Raw genomic sequence first — 15,663 nt, 5'->3', positions numbered from 1 at the left:
GAAAAATTCACGATTCAGCTACTTTTTGTGAACTGGCCCCGTGCGATCGCCCTGACTCTTGCATAGATTTCTGTTGAAGTAACAGAACTATGACCTAGCAAATCGCGGATATAAATCAGTTCCACACCTGAAGCCAGTAGATTCATTGCTGTTGTATGTCTTATTTTATGTGGACTCAAGTCGCTAGGAATGATGTCCGGATTTATTTTTCGAGCTTTGTCTGCCAACTTCCTTATATGATATGCGATACCTTGACGGGTAAATGGATTACCGGAATGGTTTAGGAAACAAAACCTAGTTTTATCTTCGATATTTTCTAAATGAAAAATATTTAGATAGTGCTTCAAGACATTTAAAGTAGAATCTAATAGAGGAACTGCTCTTTCCTTTGATCCCTTTCCATGTACAATTAATGTAGCTGGGGCGTCTAGTCTCAAATCCATTACTCTAATGTTAATCAATTCTGATACTCGAATACCGGTTGAGTACATTATTGTTAACATGGTGTATATTTTTAATCCAGAGCGTTTGGAAATATCAACTTGGTCTAAAAATAATTTTACACCGTCAGGCTTTAAGTAAGATATTTCTTTGTGCTTAAACTTTTTATGTGGAATGCTTAATATTTTTAAACATTCCGCAGAGTGATCTGGATATTCGCACATAACGAAGCGAGCGAAAGAGTCTAGTGCGGCCTTTCGGCTATTTCTAGTACTGGGTGAATTTTTCTTATTCGTTTCCAACCATTCCAAAAAATTATATATAGTTTCGTAATTAAAATCCTTTATTTCAATTTTCTCTTGTTTTTTATGAATTACATCTCTAACATAGCGCAAAAATATAATAAAGGCGTATCTATATGAATCAATTGTTTGATTACTTGCACCTTTATGCATCGGAAGGTAATTGATAAAAAACCTTTGGAGCAGCGCACTAAAAGTTAGTTTACTCATCGATGTATTCCGGGAAATCCTTTACTAAAATTGACTGCAGCTGTGGTTCAATCAATGTTTTTATTTGTGGGTAATGATCTACTGTAAGCCGTAGGTAGTACTCAGTTGCATGACTATTTTTGTGTCCCAGGAAGTTGGAAAGTAACGGCAAAGCCTTATGTGTAGGATATCCAGAATCGATTAAACTTTTGAGTGACTTGACAGCAAAAGTATGTCGAAAATCATGCAGGCGCGGACCAAGATAGTTTCCATAGTATTCGATATTTGCAAGAGAAAGGAAACGACGGTGCCAACTCATGACCGTTCTGGGAGTTATAGATCTCGTGCGAATGCCGAAAAAGATATGTGAATCATCTTTTAATTTGTAGAAAACTTTATCCGCATATTGACGAAGCAGTCGAAGTAAATCTTTCTTCAATGGAATTGTGCGCCGTGCATTATTCTTTGTTGCCGTTAACTTAATTACTCCTTCTTTTAAATCCACGTCCTGCAATTTTATTAAAACCGTTTCTTGAATTCGAGTTCCACAACAATATAAAATTCTCATCAACAAAGGAAATACTATTTTGTAAGCGGGAAACTCTTCATAAGAATATAAATCAACAGCTTTGAAATATCTGTAAATTTCATTATCTGAATAAATATAAGGAACATGTCTTTTAGTCGTGTCTTTTGGGCACAGTGGAATAGACACTTTGAACCCTCGTTCCTGTAGATATATAAGAAATGCTTTTACACTGTAGATGTAACGAACAAAAGTAGCTTGCTGCTCTTCACTTCTTTTACTAGCGAGCAACACCATACAGTTCTCGAGCGTAAATTCAGCCGTTATGCGATTAACGATGCAAAATTCATCAAATCGTCGAAGACCTGTTATAAAAGAATTTACCGTAAATCCAGCGTTCTCTTTATCAATAAGAAAACTTTCAATTTGCTGAGCAAATGCAGATAAAAACATATTAAACCTCCCATCTTTCTATTCCTTGATACTCGACAGCGATGCAGTCAGGCATATCTAAGCAACACTCGCGCAAATGGATTAAATCTGTTTTAACATATTCCATGGTGGTGCTGATATTTTGATGACCTAATATTTGTTGAATAACGGTTGAGGGGGTATTAGCCTGGAGTAAGTTTGTCGCTAAGCTAAATCGAAGGTTATGTAGACCATGTTTTTCTAGCCACCAATTTTTAATCCCACTTAATTTCAAAACGTTATTAAATATATTAGATATCGAGCCGTTTGATAGTTCCTTCCCAAATGTAGGATTATGGTATGAAACAAATAAATTGTTTGTTGCAGATGTTTTAGGTCTGGAGTTTTTGTAATAATCGATAATGGCGTTACCTACTTCTGGCAATAAAGGAAGGTCAATATTATTTTTCGTTTTGATCTGGTGAAGATGAATGACGTTATTCTTCCAATCTATGTCAGAACACTTAATTGTTGCAAGTTCACTAACTCTCAGACCGTAGAGAGCTGCCATTAAAATAATTAAATAATCTCTTTTTCCGGTATAAGACGAAAGATCGATACTTGATAGAATTTTTTTGACTTGTTCCGGCGTATAGACTTTTGCCTCTCTTTCTCGCGGAGGCTTCTTAATTGCATACGTAAAATTTGAATAATCCTTATCTAGTATTTTCTTTTGAAAAAGCCAATGAAAGAACCGTCTGAAGGACATTAGACTTTCATATTTTTTGTATGGCGATGCCTTTTCATCCCAATCGCAATACTTCTTTGGAGTTTCAAAGTTAATACTTTTGATGCTTTGGCCAGTAGTTTTGAGGTAAATTAAGAATCGTTCAATTGTGCGTATTCTTTTGTATACCGTCTTCTCATTTAGATTCAATGTAATTAAAAAACCTCGGAATTCATTTAGAATGCCGAGGTTTTCCTGTAACAAGTTTTCTTTATTGCGTCTTTCTGAAGTTTCAAATTCGTGCTTTTCAATGATCTCTACAAGTTTTAGAATTGCCCGTATGCCTTCTGCTTTATACCGTGGAAGATTCGGTGTTGGTTTGTTGTTACCATAAACGTTGACGCAGTATTCTATGGCTTTAGTTGAGGAAAACTCTGTATCACCTTGACGTTCAAAATATTTTCTAAAAATATTCCAATATACTTTTAGCTGCTTTTTGTAGGTTTCACAGTAGCGATCATTTTCGGCTTGTGATTCAGCCAGTCGTTGAACTTCACTAATTTGCATAGCTATAACCCTTCAAGTTATAGCTTTATTATTCCTTATAATTATGGGCTACCGCTAATAGTATTTCCCATAGCTATCAATGAATTGCGTTTTGCCCTTAACATAAAAGATTGCTCTCCATAACCAACAATATCAGCGTTATTCGTGTAACCACAATTAACGCAGCTGAACAGCGCCTGCGTCGGGCGATTGCGCTTGTCTGTGCAGCCGCAACACGGACATCGTTGGGACGTAAACTGAGCGGGCACGGCAATTACCATGCCGCCCGTTTTGTTCATCGCTTCCTCGATGGCTGTCCGCAATGCTCTCAAGCCCATGCGCTGCAGCGCGCGGTTGAGCGCCCGCTTCTGCCTCACGTGTTTGCCTGGGTTTTCCTTCGTCCCCCTGGCGCTTTTCGTCATATTGCGGAGATGCAGGTCCTCGACGTACACGCAGCCGTACTCCTGCGCGAGCGCATGCGCCGTCTTCCTGTGAAAGTCCTGTCGAATGGAGCGGATTCGCTTGTATTTCTTCTGTATGAGCTCCTTGAGCCGGCGCCTTGTCCGGCTCGGCTTTCTCTTGTCGAATGTTTCAGCCAGCCCTTTCGCGGCCAGCTTCTTCCTTGACGACTGATTGAGCGACAGACGGCGCTTCAGATACGCGATCTCGCCCTCAATCTTCTTGATTGTCTCAACATCAAGGTCGTAAGTCTTCCCATTGCTCAGCGTGACGGCGTGAACGATGCCGACGTCAATGCCGACATCCTTCTCTTTCATCACGGGATCGGGGATTTCGAACTCTGTCGCAAAGGTGACGAACCATTTGCCGCAGTCCTTCGTGATGTGAGCCTGCTTTACCTTCCCCGGAATCAGCGTTCCGTCCCCGCATTTGAACGCGAGGGGACGGGAACGCCGGTAGCGGATCCAGCCTAGCTTAGGCAGCTTCACGCGGCCGTTGGGTTCGTCGATGTCATGCGGCTTCACCTGCGGAAGGCGGAAGCCGTCGCCGATGTCCTTAGCCTTGAATCTCGGCCAGCGCTTCTTAGCGGGATCACCCTTCTTGCGGTAGGTGTCCTTGATGGCGCGATCGAGATCCATGAGCGTCTGCTGAAGCGCCTGGGAAGGCGCTTCCTTCAGAAAAGCCATCTCCTCGGTCTGCTTCCACTCCACGAGGAGGCGAGCCATTTCGAGATAGGAGATAGGCTTTTCGCTCTTAGCCTTGCGGTCATTCTGCAGCTCAAGCGCCTTGTTGAACACGGCACGACGGCACCCGGCATATCGGCTAAGCGCCGAACGCCGCGTGTCGTCCGTGATCAGTTCGTACTTGAAATTGCAGAAGATATTCATGATTCCTCTATTATACAATGTTGGATCATGAAATTGCGTCTTTACATTCTTTTAACCTGACCTACAAGGCATTTCGTGAATGATACATGTACTCGATCTTCGATCGATGGGCCTTATATCCCCGCCCTCAAGGGCAGGGTTTTACGGCCCGTTGAATAAATCATATGAGAAGATCTAACTATCACACAAGTATACTTTAAAGTATACTTGTGCTCATATCTTGTATAGTTACTAGCTACCCCCATTGTTTAATATACACTAGAATATTGATATTTAAATAAATACAATAAAACGAACGAGAAATTATGGAAGTATACTTATACTGTAATACAGTATAGTTCCCGCGTCAGCACCATCTTCGACATCATTACCCGCGCTCTTCACCGCAATCGCATTTCGATTCTTAATTTATGAAAAATATGGATAAAAGAATGCAATTTCTTCCGGAAGAACTCCAGAACGCGATTCAGCGCATGCGGCTGATTGGGGCAGATACGCAGCGCTATGAGGTAAAGACGGCTCGAAAAGCCTTGCCGGAAAGCATTCCCGAGACGATTTCTGCTTTTGCCAACCGTGATGGAGGCACGATCATTCTGGGACTGGAGGAAAAGAACAACTTTTCTACCGTATCAGACTTCGATGCGGATCGCATCCATGACGCACTTCTGAGAATCGGCAGCGACTTCACGCCGCCCTGCCGTCTCGAAATTGAACGCTATCCGTTTGAGGACGGAGAAATTGTGGTGGCTGTGGTTGAACCTGCTCCTCTTGACCAGCGTCCCTGCTTCATCACGAGAAAGGGACTTCGCTACGGCTCCTACATCCGAACGGGGGACGGAGACAAACGACTGACCGATTACGAAATCGATCGGCTTCGGGAATTTCATCAGCATCCTGCGTTTGACCGCCAGCCCGTCTGCGAAGCCTCCATGAGCGATCTTGATGCCTCCATCCTTGATGCCATTGTTGAACGCAATCGCGAGATCACGCCGCGCGTCTTTGGAAAAATGGATCGCAATGAAATTCTCCTGAAGCTCGGCGCCATTGCTCCGGATTCAAGCGGGAAATTCGTGCCGACTCTGGCGGGGCTTCTGGTTGCCGGCACTTATCCGCAGCAGTTCTTTCCGCGCCTCAACATCACCTTCACGGTTTACCCCGGCGTCACGAAAGCACAGGTGGACGGGATTCGCTATATCGACACCCAGCCCGTCAACGGCTCCATTCCGGAAATGATGATGCGTTCCCTGGAACTCCTCCGGAAGCACATGAACAAGGGAGCCCTCATACAGGGAGCCTTGCGGCGGGATGTCACTGACTATCCCATTCTTGCCTGCCGGGAGGCCATCATCAATGCGCTGCAGCATCGCGACTACTCTCCTGACGGTCTGGGCTCTCAGGTTCAGATCAACCTTTTTGCCGACAGACTCGAGATTCTGAATCCCGGCGGCTTATACGGCGCCGCCTCATTCAATAGTCTTCCGCGAGGAATTTCGGCAACAAGAAACACCCGGCTCTCCCAACTCCTCGAATACACGCCGTATGCCGAAGAAGACGGGACTTCCGGATATGTGATTGAAAACCGGGGGACCGGTCTGCAGCAGATTGAGCAGGAACTGAAGGATGCCCTGATGCCTCAGGCCGATTTGAAAGACTATGTCTCGGCCTTTCAGATCACGTTCTTCAAGCGGCGCCTCTCGGAAGATGAACGTCAGGAGAAATCCTGGATCAATTTTGAAGCGGCGCTCCTCGCAGAATTGAAGAAGAGAGGCAGCATGAGCGTTGCGGAAATCATGGAGAGCTCTGGATTCTCGCGCAACACGGTTTCCGTGAGGCTGAGAAGCTTAAGAGAGCGAGGCGTGATTGAAGGCACCGAGAAAGCCAAGAGCCCCAGGCAGCGCTATCGATTGACCGGCAGGGACCCGAATTGAGAGCGGCTGACGCGCCTCGGTGCGTGGCGGAAAGACGTGCCGACAACAACACGGAGATGAGGCTGCTGCAATTCAGGTGACTTTTCATGCGTGAAATCTATCCCATTCGAGATCCTTCGTCGCATAAGCGTGCGCTCGCCGAGATCGAAGCTTTGATGGCTCATGACCCTGCGCCCGGATCCGATGAAGCCGTATGGCTCGATGCCATGGCAACGCTGGTGAGCGCCTATGAGGAAAGAGAATTTCCCATTGAGGGAAGCTATGCGCCGGCTGAGTATCTGCGCTTCATGATGGAGCAGAACGGCTTGACGCCGGAAGACCTCGTGCCAGCCATAGGAACACTGAACTGCATCCATGACGTTTTGAACGGCAAACGAGACCTGACGCCAGCCATGATCCGCAGGCTTTGCCGTCAACATCACCTTGACGCGGCGCGCCTGATCGGAGTCTGATTCCCCGCCGCAGTCTGCTGCAGAAAAGACTGCGGCAGCCGTCATCTGAATCATGCTTCCCAGAAAGCTTCTCAGTCTGCCCGGCCTATGGGCGGGCTGCGCCTCAGCACGCGAAAAAATTCTGTCCGTTTCTCGACAGCACCTGTCCGTTCCGAAGCTTCTCCTCTTCGCTTTACCCGCTCAGAATGAAATCAAATTCCGGCATAACACAATCAAGAAAAGCGCTTGCCGGAACGTTTCTTCTGACCCCCAAAAAGGAGAATGCTCATGCAAAGACGAGATCTCGTCCGCACCGGCCTCATTGGTGCCGCCGCAGCTGCAGCGGGCGCCGCTCAGGCGGCCTCCCCGGAAAAGAAGCGCCTCACGGAAGACTGGGACGTTGTCGTTGTCGGCGCCGGCTTTGCCGGCATGTGCGCCGCGCTTGAAGCGGCGGAAAAGGGCGCCAAGACCGTCCTCATCGAAAAGATGAATCGCCCGGACGGCGCAACCGTCTATTCCTCCGGCTGGATTGCCGCCGTGGGAAGCCGCTTCCAGAAGAATCACCCCGAGGACTCGAAGAAAGCCTTCTTCGACGACATGATGCGGCTTTCGCACTACCGCTCCGACCCGGAACTCATCAAGGTCTACGCCGAGGAATCGGGCGCCGGCATTGACTGGCTCGCGGACCACGGGACGCCCTTCTACCTCTGGGAAAACCTTCCGTCGCCGGAGCTCTCGCGCTGCCTCATCAGCCCGGGCGAAGGCATCACGGGCGGAAGCAAGCTGATCCGCTGCCTCATGGCCGCGCTCGAAAAGAAGGGCGTGCCCATTCACTACAACACGAAGGCCGTGAGCCTCGTGAAGGACGACTGCTTCAACGTTGAAGGCGTTTCCTGCATCACGCCCGAAGGCCGGAAGGACTATCTCGCCCGCGGCGGCGTCATTCTGACTACGGGCGGCTACGGCGCCAATGAAGCGATGGTCGACAAATACATCGGCCCCTGGGCGTCGCGCCTCATCGTGCGCGGCTCGCCCTGGATCACGGGCGAAAACATCCTGATGGCCGAGGAGGTTCAGGCGCTTCTCGTCAATATGGATCAGTTCTACGCAGGCCCGATCACGCCCAACGGCCACTGCAACCCGTCGCCCCTCATGCATGCCGGATACGGCATCCAGGTCAATACGAAGGGCCGCCGCTTTGTGCCGGAAACATGGCTTCAGGTTCCGAAGGCCAAAGCGATTGCCGAACGTACGGAAGACAACCGCAGCTTCATGCTGATCGGCGCCGACGCGGACAAGAACGCCAACATCCTCACCAACACGATCAAGCGCTTTGCGCGCCTCGGCTTTGAAGTCATCAAGGGCGAAACGATTGAGGAAGCGGCCGAAAAAGCGGGCGTTCCTCCGAAAGTCCTCGCCGAAACGGTGCGCGAATTCAATGCGGCCGTGAAGGCCGGCAAAGCGAAGGAGCTCGATCCGCCCTACGAATACGACGAACCGCATGCGCTCGAAACGGGTCCCTTCTACATGATCCCGGCCGCGGGCGGCATGGCGAGCACCTTCGGCGGACCCAAAATCAACCGCGACGCACAGGTGATCAACTTCGAGCGCCGTCCCATCCCGGGTCTCTATGCTGCGGGCGCAGCTGCCGGCGGCGTCTGGGTCTACGACGACATCGGCGGCAATCAGCTGGGCGGCGGCATGGTCTTCGGCCGCGTGGCCGCCCGCCACGCCGCAGCACGCGCCAAATCGCGCAAGAACGCCTGATGATGAGGAGGAAAGCTATGAAATTCACTCGCCTTGCTTTTGTCGCCCTCACTGCGGGCGCCATGCTCATTTCCGCTTCGCTCCCTGCCGCGGCTGCGGACTCCGGCAAATTCCTCGCCGACCGCCACATGGCCCGGGGCGTCCAATGCGTCTCCTGCCACGGGACGGCCTCTCCCCAGCCCGGCGCTGCGGTGAAGACGGAAAGCTGCAACGCCTGCCACCAGTCGCTTGACGCCGTGGCAAAGCGCACTCAGAAGGTGGATCCCAATCCGCACTACAACCATCTGGTGGGCCTCGACTGCGTCGAATGCCATAAGGGTCACCGCCAGTCGGTCAACATGTGCGCGGGCTGCCACAACATTCACTACAACGTGCCTTAATCCGAAAGCTCTCAGCGTAAATTGACCTGAAGCGCACGGCCGGAGACGTCGGAAATCTCCGGCCGTGCTTTTCTTCCCTGCGCTTCCCAAACGGGTTTTTACGGTGATGCTCTTTTCGCTTCGATTGAAATAGACTCGATCGGATGCTTTCTCTCACTAGAAGAATCCGAACGCAGAGCGCATTCCGCCCCGGCGCCGGCTTCATTCCCTGAAGAACGCTCCGACATCCGGCATCAGCAAGCCCGGAAGCCAGACCCCATAAGCATTCACCCTCATGTCCGCCTTCATTGAAGCCACCAAATGGCCCGACGACGCCGATCCCGACGACACGACGGCGCTCCTTCAGTGCCTCATCGTCGACGAACGCACGCCGTCTTCGGCCGCAGCGGGCCAGCACATGCACCGAAACGGCCAGTTCGTCGTCGCGCTCTCGGGACTCGTCGGCCTGCGAATTGGGGACCGCGAAATCGCCTTTCCGCCGTCCTCCGCGGCGTGGGTGCCGCCCGGCCTTTTTCATGAAGGATTCCTGGGCGAAGGGGCCGCATCGCTTTACTGCCTCATCAACCCGGACTGGGCGAGGATGCTCCCGCAGCACCCGTATCGACTGCTGCTCGACCCGATGACGATCGAGATGCTGAAGCGCTTCACCCGCTATCCGGTAGGCTTTTCGCTCAATTCTCACGAAGCGCGCCTTGCCCGCGTGCTCTTCGAGGAACTCATGGGCGCGAGGCAGCTCCCCTTAAGCTTCGTGCCGCTTTCCTCTCACCCGGCCTTAAAGCGCATTGCCGAAGCGCTCGTGAAGACCCCCGGAGACAGCCGGCGCACACGGGAATGGGCGGATCTCTGCGCCATGAGCGAGCGTACGCTCGCGCGGCTCGTCGTCCGGGAAACCGGCCTCTCTTTCGGAGCCTGGCGTCTGCGCATCATCATGCTCGCCGCCACCCACCATCTTCTCGCCGGAGAGTGCGTGGAGGAAGTGGCCGAGAGAATCGGCTACTCCTCAGCTTCGGCCTTCACGGCCGCCTTCCGGCGGGTCTTCGGGCTGACGCCCGGGATGCTCCGCCGGGGAGAGGCGGGCCTCCTTCGCGACGCCACTCTCTAGCGTTCGCATTCCATAGAGCCGCGTTCAGGCTGCATCCTCCTCGCGCAGAAGCGCGAGGAGCCGCTCGGCCGCGGGCGTCATCACGCGATCCTTCACCCAGGCGACGGAAACGCCCGCGGAGAGTTCCGGCTCGAGCGGGAGCCACACGAGGTTTGACTTCGGTTCCGGGTTGATGATTCCTTCGAGCGCAAGGACGCTCCCGACGCCCGCTTCCGCGAGGAGATAGGCGTTGTAGAGGAGGTTGAAGTGCGCGGCGACGCGGATCCCCTGAGCGTGTTTCCCCAGCCACGAGAGGAGTTCGTTATTCTGCGACGCCTGAAGCGACGCGACGAGCGGCCCCCGGAGCAGGTCCTCGGGGTGAACCGACGTCTTCCCCGCCAGTTCGCCGTCCCGCCGGGTGAGAAGCCCCCAGCGGTTGCTTCGTTTAAGTGAAATGCGGCCGTATTGAGAGAGATCCACGTCGCCGATGAAGACGCCGAAATCCGTCACGCCCGAATGGAGTTCCGAACGCACGATCTCTTCGTGACCGCTCACGATGACCACCGAAACGAGGGGAGCCTCCTCGCGAAGCCGTGCGATGGCTCGTGCGAGGGGCCTCAGGCAGGGCGTTTCGCCCGCCGCAATCCGGATTTCGCCCGCAAGCTCCTCCTCGGCCTTCATTTCGGCCTTCGTGCGGTCAAAGAGCGCCGTAATGAGGAGCGCGCGCTCATAAAAGAGCTTTCCCTTCGGAGTGAGGAGAAGCCGCCGGTTGCTTCTTTCGAAGAGCTTGTGGCCGAGCTCCTCCTCAAGATCCATGAATTGTCTTGAGAGCGTGGGCTGCGTGACGTGCACGCGCGCGCAGGCGCCCGAAATGCTCCCGGCTTCCACGGCAGCGATGAAGTAGCGAAGTACCCGGATATCCATAGCGTCAGCCTTTCAGCGTCGAATCATGCTCAAAAAGCATGAAAAAGAATAAAAATAAGGTATTTGACATGGTATTTTACGCTAAATATAGTTTTCATCAACAAATTAATCGAATAAATGCTTAAAAAGCATTCGTTCAAAACATTGATGGAGACAAAAATGAAAGCGAAACTCACCGCTGCGGCTCTTTCCGTTCTGATGGCTTCTGCGGCCTCTTTGGCCGCCACGAGCGCCTTCGCCGCCGATGCTGCGGGCGGCCCGGACAACTTCTATAAGAGCGACCGCGTGACGATGGAAAAGGTCACCTTCCACAACCTCTACCGGATGAATGTTGTCGGGAACCTCTTCCTTCCCAAGAATGCCGACCCGGCCAAGGCCCTTCCCGCGGTGGTGGTCGGCCACCCGATGGGCGCCGTGAAGGAGCAGAGCTCCAATCTTTACGCGCAGAAGCTTGCTGAAGCGGGCTTTGCCGCCCTCGCGATCGACCTCTCCTTCTGGGGCGAAAGCGCGGGCGAACCCCGCCAGTCGGTCCTTCCCAATGTTTATGCGGACGACTTCAGCGCAGCGGTCGACTATCTCGGCACGAAGCAGGGCATTGACCGAACGAAGATCGGCGGCCTCGGCATCTGCGGAAGCGGAAGCTTCCTCATCAGCGCCGCGAAGATCGACCCGCGCATCAGGGCAGTGGCAACGGTTTCCATGTACGACATGGGGGCTGCCAACCGGAACGGCCTCCGCCACGGGACGACGCTGGAAGAGAGAAAGGCCGTGATTGCAGCCGCTGCCGAAGAGCGCTGGAAGGAATACGAGACGGGAAAGATCACGCAGTACACGAGCGGCACCGTCCATGAACTCACGCCCGAGTCGACCGCGATCGAGCGCGAGTTCTACGACTTCTACCGCACGCCGCGCGGAGAATTCACGCCCGCCTCTTCCTCGAAAGAGCTCACAACCCATCCGACCTTCACGAGCAACGTGAAATTCATGAATTTCTACCCCTTCAACGACATCGAAACGATTTCCCCGCGACCGATGCTCTTTGTGGCGGGTGAAAACGCCCACTCGATCGAATTTTCCGAAGACGCCTACCGGCTCGCCGCTGAGCCGAAGGAGCTTCTGATCATTCCGGGCGCGGGCCACGTGGATCTTTACGACCGCACGGATCTCATCCCGTTCGAGAAAATCACGGGCTTCTTCAAAAAGAGCCTTGAGGTGAAGTAACCGCGCTTTCTGAGCGATTTCCTCACTCTTCCCGATTCACGGCCGCCTTCACCCCGAAAGGCGGCCGCCTGATCACTCCCCCGAAGCATTCCCATCATGCCTGTCATCCAGAGTTCGCCGGACAAAGCCTTTACGCCCGTCATCCTCGGGCTCTTCACCGGGGTCACCGCACTCATTGCGTCGGAATTCATTCCGGTGAGTCTCCTCACGCCCATATCGGAGGGCCTCGGCATCACGCCGGGGACTGCCGGCCAAACCGTTACCGCCGTCGGGGCGGCAGCCTTCATTACGAGTCTTCTGATCGCGCCGCTTCTCCCCAAAACGGACAGGGGCCGGCTCCTCCTTCTCTTCACCTTCCTCACCGCGCTCTCGAACGCCCTCATTGCGTGGACGGACTCGGTCGCGGTGCACTTTCTCGCCCGCGCGCTCCTCGGCTTCTGCGTGGGCGGCTTCTGGTCGCTCTCCGTCTCGGTCGTGCAGCGCCTCGTTCACCTGAAGGCGCTCCCCAAAGCGTTCTCCATCGTTTATTCAGGCGTTTCGGTCGCTACCCTTGTGGCGCTCCCCGGAGCGTCGGCCATGAGCGAAGCCTTCGGCTGGCGCTCAGTCTTCTGGGCTGCAGCCTTCCTCTCCGCACTTACCTTCGTCTGGCAGCTCCTCACGATGCCGGCGGTGAAGCCCAATCAGCCGGCAGGATTCTCCGCCATGAAGGCGCCTCTGCGGGACCGGCGCGTGGTGTTCGGGCTCTTCGCCACTTTCGCCTCCTATGCGGGCTACCACACGGTCTTCACGTACGTAAGGCCCGTGCTCGAAGAAAGCGCCGGGCTCTCGCCCTCCGGCGTCTCGATCGCGCTTCTCGTCTACGCCCTCGTCAACGTCGCAGGAACGCTCATTGCCGGAAAGCTCTATGAACGGAACTTCGCGCCCGCCTTCATCGGAACCGCCGTGCTCGCGCTTGCCGCTCCCATCCTCATGTGGGCGCTCTCGGGCCACGCCGCCGTCATCGGGGCCCTCATTCTCTCCGCGCTCGTCTTCGGCTTCATTCCCGTCGGGTGGTCCGTCTGGATGGTGCGCACCGTCCCCGGACACACGGAAGTCGTGGGGGGCCTTTATGTCGCCGTTGTTCAGGGGTCCGTAGGGCTCGCCGCCAATGCGGGCGGCATGCTCTACGACGCCTCGGGCGTGGAGCCGCTCTTTCTTATGTCGGCGGCGATCGCCCTCTTCGGACTCATTCTGGTGCCGGGCGCCCTTTTCGGGAGGATCGGGAGCCTTTCAGCCGCCCGTACGGCTTCCCATTCAGTTGAGGGCGCGCGCTGAAAAAGCGCCTTTGAAGCTTCTCCGCCCGGTTATCAGGATCGGGCAGAGAAGCCGCTGATGAGAGGCCTGAAAAACCTCAGCAGGCCTCAGAATCCTCAGAAGCCTTCCCCGAAGGCTTCCCGCCAGGCGTAATGAAAGAGCTCCGGCCCCTGCTCGCGGATGGCCTTCGGATCCGCGAGCGTGCGGCGCCAGGCGCGCGCGCCGGGAAGCCCCTGGCAGAGGCCGTTCAGGTGCCTTGAGAAGGCGCGAAGCGCATGCTCGTCGTCCTTCCAGTTTGTCTTCACTTCTTCCGTGACGGCTTCAATGACATCGAGGCGCGTCGTCTCGAAATCGTCCCCGAAGAGCGCGCTGTCGACCCCGGCGAGCACCCAGGGATTCTGGTAGGCCGCGCGCCCCATCATCACGCCGTCGATGCCGCGGTCAAGGAGTTCCCGCGCGGTTGCGAGGTCCGCGATCTGCCCGTTCAGCACAAAGGCGGAATCCGGGAACTCGCGCTTCAAGTCAAAGGCGACCTCGCGGTTCAGGGGCGGCACCTCGCGGTTTTCCTTGGGCGAGAGGCCCTTGAGCCACGCGGCGCGCGCATGCACGATGAAGACGCGGCAGCCTGCGTCGTGCACCTCGCCCACGAAGTCCCTCACGAACCCGTAGTCGTCCCGGTCGTCGACGCCAATGCGGTGCTTCACCGTCACGGGCTTATCGGTTGCTTCCTGCATCGCCCGCACGCAGTCGGCGACGAGCTTCGCGTCGAGCATGAGGCAGGCGCCGAAGCTTCCCTTCTGAACGCGCGGCGACGGGCACCCGCAGTTGAGGTTGTATTCGTCATAGACGTACCCTTCAGCTTCAGCCGTGCGGATCGCGAAGGCGAGCTCTTCCGGGTCGGAGCCCCCGAGCTGTAGCGCAACCGGGTGTTCCGAGGGCGAGAAGCCCAAAAGCATTTCGCGGTTTCCGAAGCGGATCGCTCCCGTCGTCACCATCTCGGTATAAAGCCGCGCGCAGCGCGTGAGGAGCCGATCGAAAAACCGGCAGTGGCGGTCCGTCCAGTCAAGCATGGGCGCAACCGTGAAGCGCCAGGGGGAGAATCGGGACTCTTGAGAGGAAGTCATCAGGAAGATTTTTCTGTCAGTACGTAAGGAAAGCGCCCGGGCCGAGCGAGTCGGTTCGGGCGCTTCTCCTGCGGAAAAAGGAAATGTGCGGCGTCAATGCGCATTCCCCATGCGCCTCAGGGATCAAGCTGATCGCCGTCCACGTAGACCCAGCGGCCGTCGGGTTCGCGGCGAAAGCGCGAGCGCTCCCGCATGCGGATGGCGCCCTGCGGGGTGCGGGCAATCGCGAGGAATTCCACCTCTCCCGTCCGGCCGTCGGGCGCAGTGCCTGAATCCAGGATTCTGAGCGACATCCACTTCGGCCGCGGTTCGCCGGGGGCGAAGAGATCGTGAGGCCTCGTTTCCGGCGCCCAGGTGGCGAGCACGTAGGCGTCGTCGCCGAGCACGTAGGCCGCGTAGCGGCTTCGCATCAAAGAGAGCGGATCAGGGGCGCCGAGCGGGGAAGACCCGCCCGTGAGCCACCTGCCGCAGCAGGCGGCGAGCGCAAGTCCGCTCCCGCAGGGGCAGAGAGAAGCGTCCGCCGCTTCCCTCCTTCCCTTCTTTTTCCTGGGGTTATTCACCGAATTCCTTCGAGTCGGCGCGGGCGGCGCGCTTGCGCTCGAAGTCCTTCAGGAAGCGCTTTCTGAGGCGGATGCTCAGCGGCGTGATTTCCACGAGTTCGTCGTCGTTGATGAATTCAACGGCCGATTCCAGCGTGAGCTTCACGGGCGGCACGAGGCGGATCGCTTCGTCGGTGCCCGAGGCGCGGATGTTGGTGAGCTGCTTGCCGCGGATCGGATTCACGACGATGTCGTTTTCGCGCGAGTGCTCGCCGATGATCATGCCTTCGTAGAGCTTGTCGCCCGGGGAAACGAAGAGGCGGCCGCGTTCCTGGATCTTCCAGAGCGCGTAGGCCACGGCTTCGCCGTCGTCCTGCGAGATGATGACGCCCGAACGGCGTTCGCCCACATCGCCCGTCTTGATGGGACCGTAGTCGTCAAAGACGTGGCTCATGATGCCCGTGCCGCGGCACATCGTCATGAACAT

Annotated in this window: 14 protein-coding genes and 1 pseudogene; 7 read left to right on the top strand and 8 right to left on the bottom strand. The window is 54.8% G+C overall.

What is annotated here, in order from left to right:
• Positions 1-14: 14 nt before the first annotated feature.
• The 4 genes from Q0106_RS11495 to Q0106_RS11480 are packed head-to-tail and all read right to left on the bottom strand — an operon-like array spanning position 15 to position 4,488.
• Entirely contained in the window at positions 15-953 is a 939-nt protein-coding gene (locus Q0106_RS11495; protein ID WP_297613128.1) for a tyrosine-type recombinase/integrase, read from the bottom strand.
• Positions 946-1,911, bottom strand: coding sequence for a tyrosine-type recombinase/integrase (locus tag Q0106_RS11490; protein ID WP_297613126.1), 966 nt, complete (start codon positions 1,909-1,911; stop codon positions 946-948). Before Q0106_RS11490 ends, Q0106_RS11495 begins: the two co-directional genes overlap by 8 nt.
• Before the next feature lies 1 nt (position 1,912).
• Positions 1,913-3,163 carry a tyrosine-type recombinase/integrase gene (locus tag Q0106_RS11485; RefSeq protein ID WP_297613123.1) on the bottom strand — a complete coding sequence of 417 codons (1,251 nt, stop codon included), beginning with the start codon at positions 3,161-3,163 and terminating at the stop codon, positions 1,913-1,915.
• Between the two features lie 41 nt (positions 3,164-3,204).
• Positions 3,205-4,488: a transposase gene (locus Q0106_RS11480; protein WP_297613119.1), complete on the bottom strand. Its 1,284-nt coding sequence runs from the start codon at positions 4,486-4,488 to the stop codon at positions 3,205-3,207.
• A gap of 431 nt (positions 4,489-4,919) precedes the next feature.
• Between Q0106_RS11480 and Q0106_RS11475 the strand changes: the two genes are divergently transcribed.
• The 5 genes from Q0106_RS11475 (at position 4,920) to Q0106_RS11455 (ending at position 10,096) form a co-directional block, all read left to right on the top strand.
• Positions 4,920-6,416 (top strand): ATP-binding protein, encoded by a 1,497-nt coding sequence (locus Q0106_RS11475; RefSeq protein WP_297613116.1) that lies wholly within the window; start codon positions 4,920-4,922, stop codon positions 6,414-6,416.
• Positions 6,417-6,502: 86 nt separating this feature from the next.
• The gene (locus Q0106_RS11470; RefSeq protein ID WP_297613113.1) at positions 6,503-6,868 is read left to right on the top strand and encodes a transcriptional regulator; all 366 of its coding nucleotides are present in this window, start codon (positions 6,503-6,505) and stop codon (positions 6,866-6,868) included.
• A 267-nt stretch (positions 6,869-7,135) separates the two neighbouring features.
• Complete coding sequence (locus Q0106_RS11465; RefSeq protein ID WP_297613111.1) at positions 7,136-8,614, top strand: FAD-dependent oxidoreductase; 1,479 nt, start codon at positions 7,136-7,138, stop codon at positions 8,612-8,614.
• Between the two features lie 17 nt (positions 8,615-8,631).
• Positions 8,632-8,994, top strand: a complete 363-nt coding sequence (locus tag Q0106_RS11460) for a cytochrome c3 family protein (protein ID WP_152158275.1) — start codon at positions 8,632-8,634, stop codon at positions 8,992-8,994.
• Positions 8,995-9,268: 274 nt separating this feature from the next.
• The gene (locus tag Q0106_RS11455) at positions 9,269-10,096 is read left to right on the top strand and encodes a helix-turn-helix transcriptional regulator (RefSeq protein WP_297613107.1); all 828 of its coding nucleotides are present in this window, start codon (positions 9,269-9,271) and stop codon (positions 10,094-10,096) included.
• A gap of 24 nt (positions 10,097-10,120) precedes the next feature.
• Here Q0106_RS11455 and Q0106_RS11450 read toward each other — a convergent pair whose 3' ends face one another.
• Complete coding sequence (locus tag Q0106_RS11450; protein WP_297613103.1) at positions 10,121-10,999, bottom strand: LysR family transcriptional regulator; 879 nt, start codon at positions 10,997-10,999, stop codon at positions 10,121-10,123.
• Between the two features lie 159 nt (positions 11,000-11,158).
• Between Q0106_RS11450 and Q0106_RS11445 the strand changes: the two genes are divergently transcribed.
• Together Q0106_RS11445 and Q0106_RS11440 are read left to right on the top strand one after the other, a co-directional pair.
• Positions 11,159-12,220: an alpha/beta hydrolase gene (locus tag Q0106_RS11445; protein ID WP_297613100.1), complete on the top strand. Its 1,062-nt coding sequence runs from the start codon at positions 11,159-11,161 to the stop codon at positions 12,218-12,220.
• Positions 12,221-12,316: 96 nt separating this feature from the next.
• Positions 12,317-13,534: an MFS transporter gene (locus Q0106_RS11440; protein WP_297613097.1), complete on the top strand. Its 1,218-nt coding sequence runs from the start codon at positions 12,317-12,319 to the stop codon at positions 13,532-13,534.
• Between the two features lie 95 nt (positions 13,535-13,629).
• Here Q0106_RS11440 and dusA read toward each other — a convergent pair whose 3' ends face one another.
• The 3 genes and pseudogenes from dusA to Q0106_RS11425 form a co-directional block, all read right to left on the bottom strand.
• Positions 13,630-14,637 (bottom strand): tRNA dihydrouridine(20/20a) synthase DusA, encoded by a 1,008-nt coding sequence (gene dusA, locus Q0106_RS11435; protein WP_297613094.1) that lies wholly within the window; start codon positions 14,635-14,637, stop codon positions 13,630-13,632.
• Positions 14,638-14,753: 116 nt separating this feature from the next.
• Complete coding sequence (locus Q0106_RS11430; RefSeq protein WP_297613091.1) at positions 14,754-15,197, bottom strand: YchJ family metal-binding protein; 444 nt, start codon at positions 15,195-15,197, stop codon at positions 14,754-14,756.
• Positions 15,190-15,663: pseudogene (locus Q0106_RS11425) on the bottom strand (translational GTPase TypA); the annotation flags it as partial. The gene Q0106_RS11430 and the pseudogene Q0106_RS11425, both read right to left, overlap by 8 nt.

Source organism: uncultured Sutterella sp. (assembly GCF_937923675.1).
In the GTDB taxonomy this organism is placed as follows: domain Bacteria; phylum Pseudomonadota; class Gammaproteobacteria; order Burkholderiales; family Burkholderiaceae_F; genus Sutterella.
Note: the sequence above shows the minus strand (reverse complement) of the source record. Positions and strands in the feature narration are given on the sequence as shown.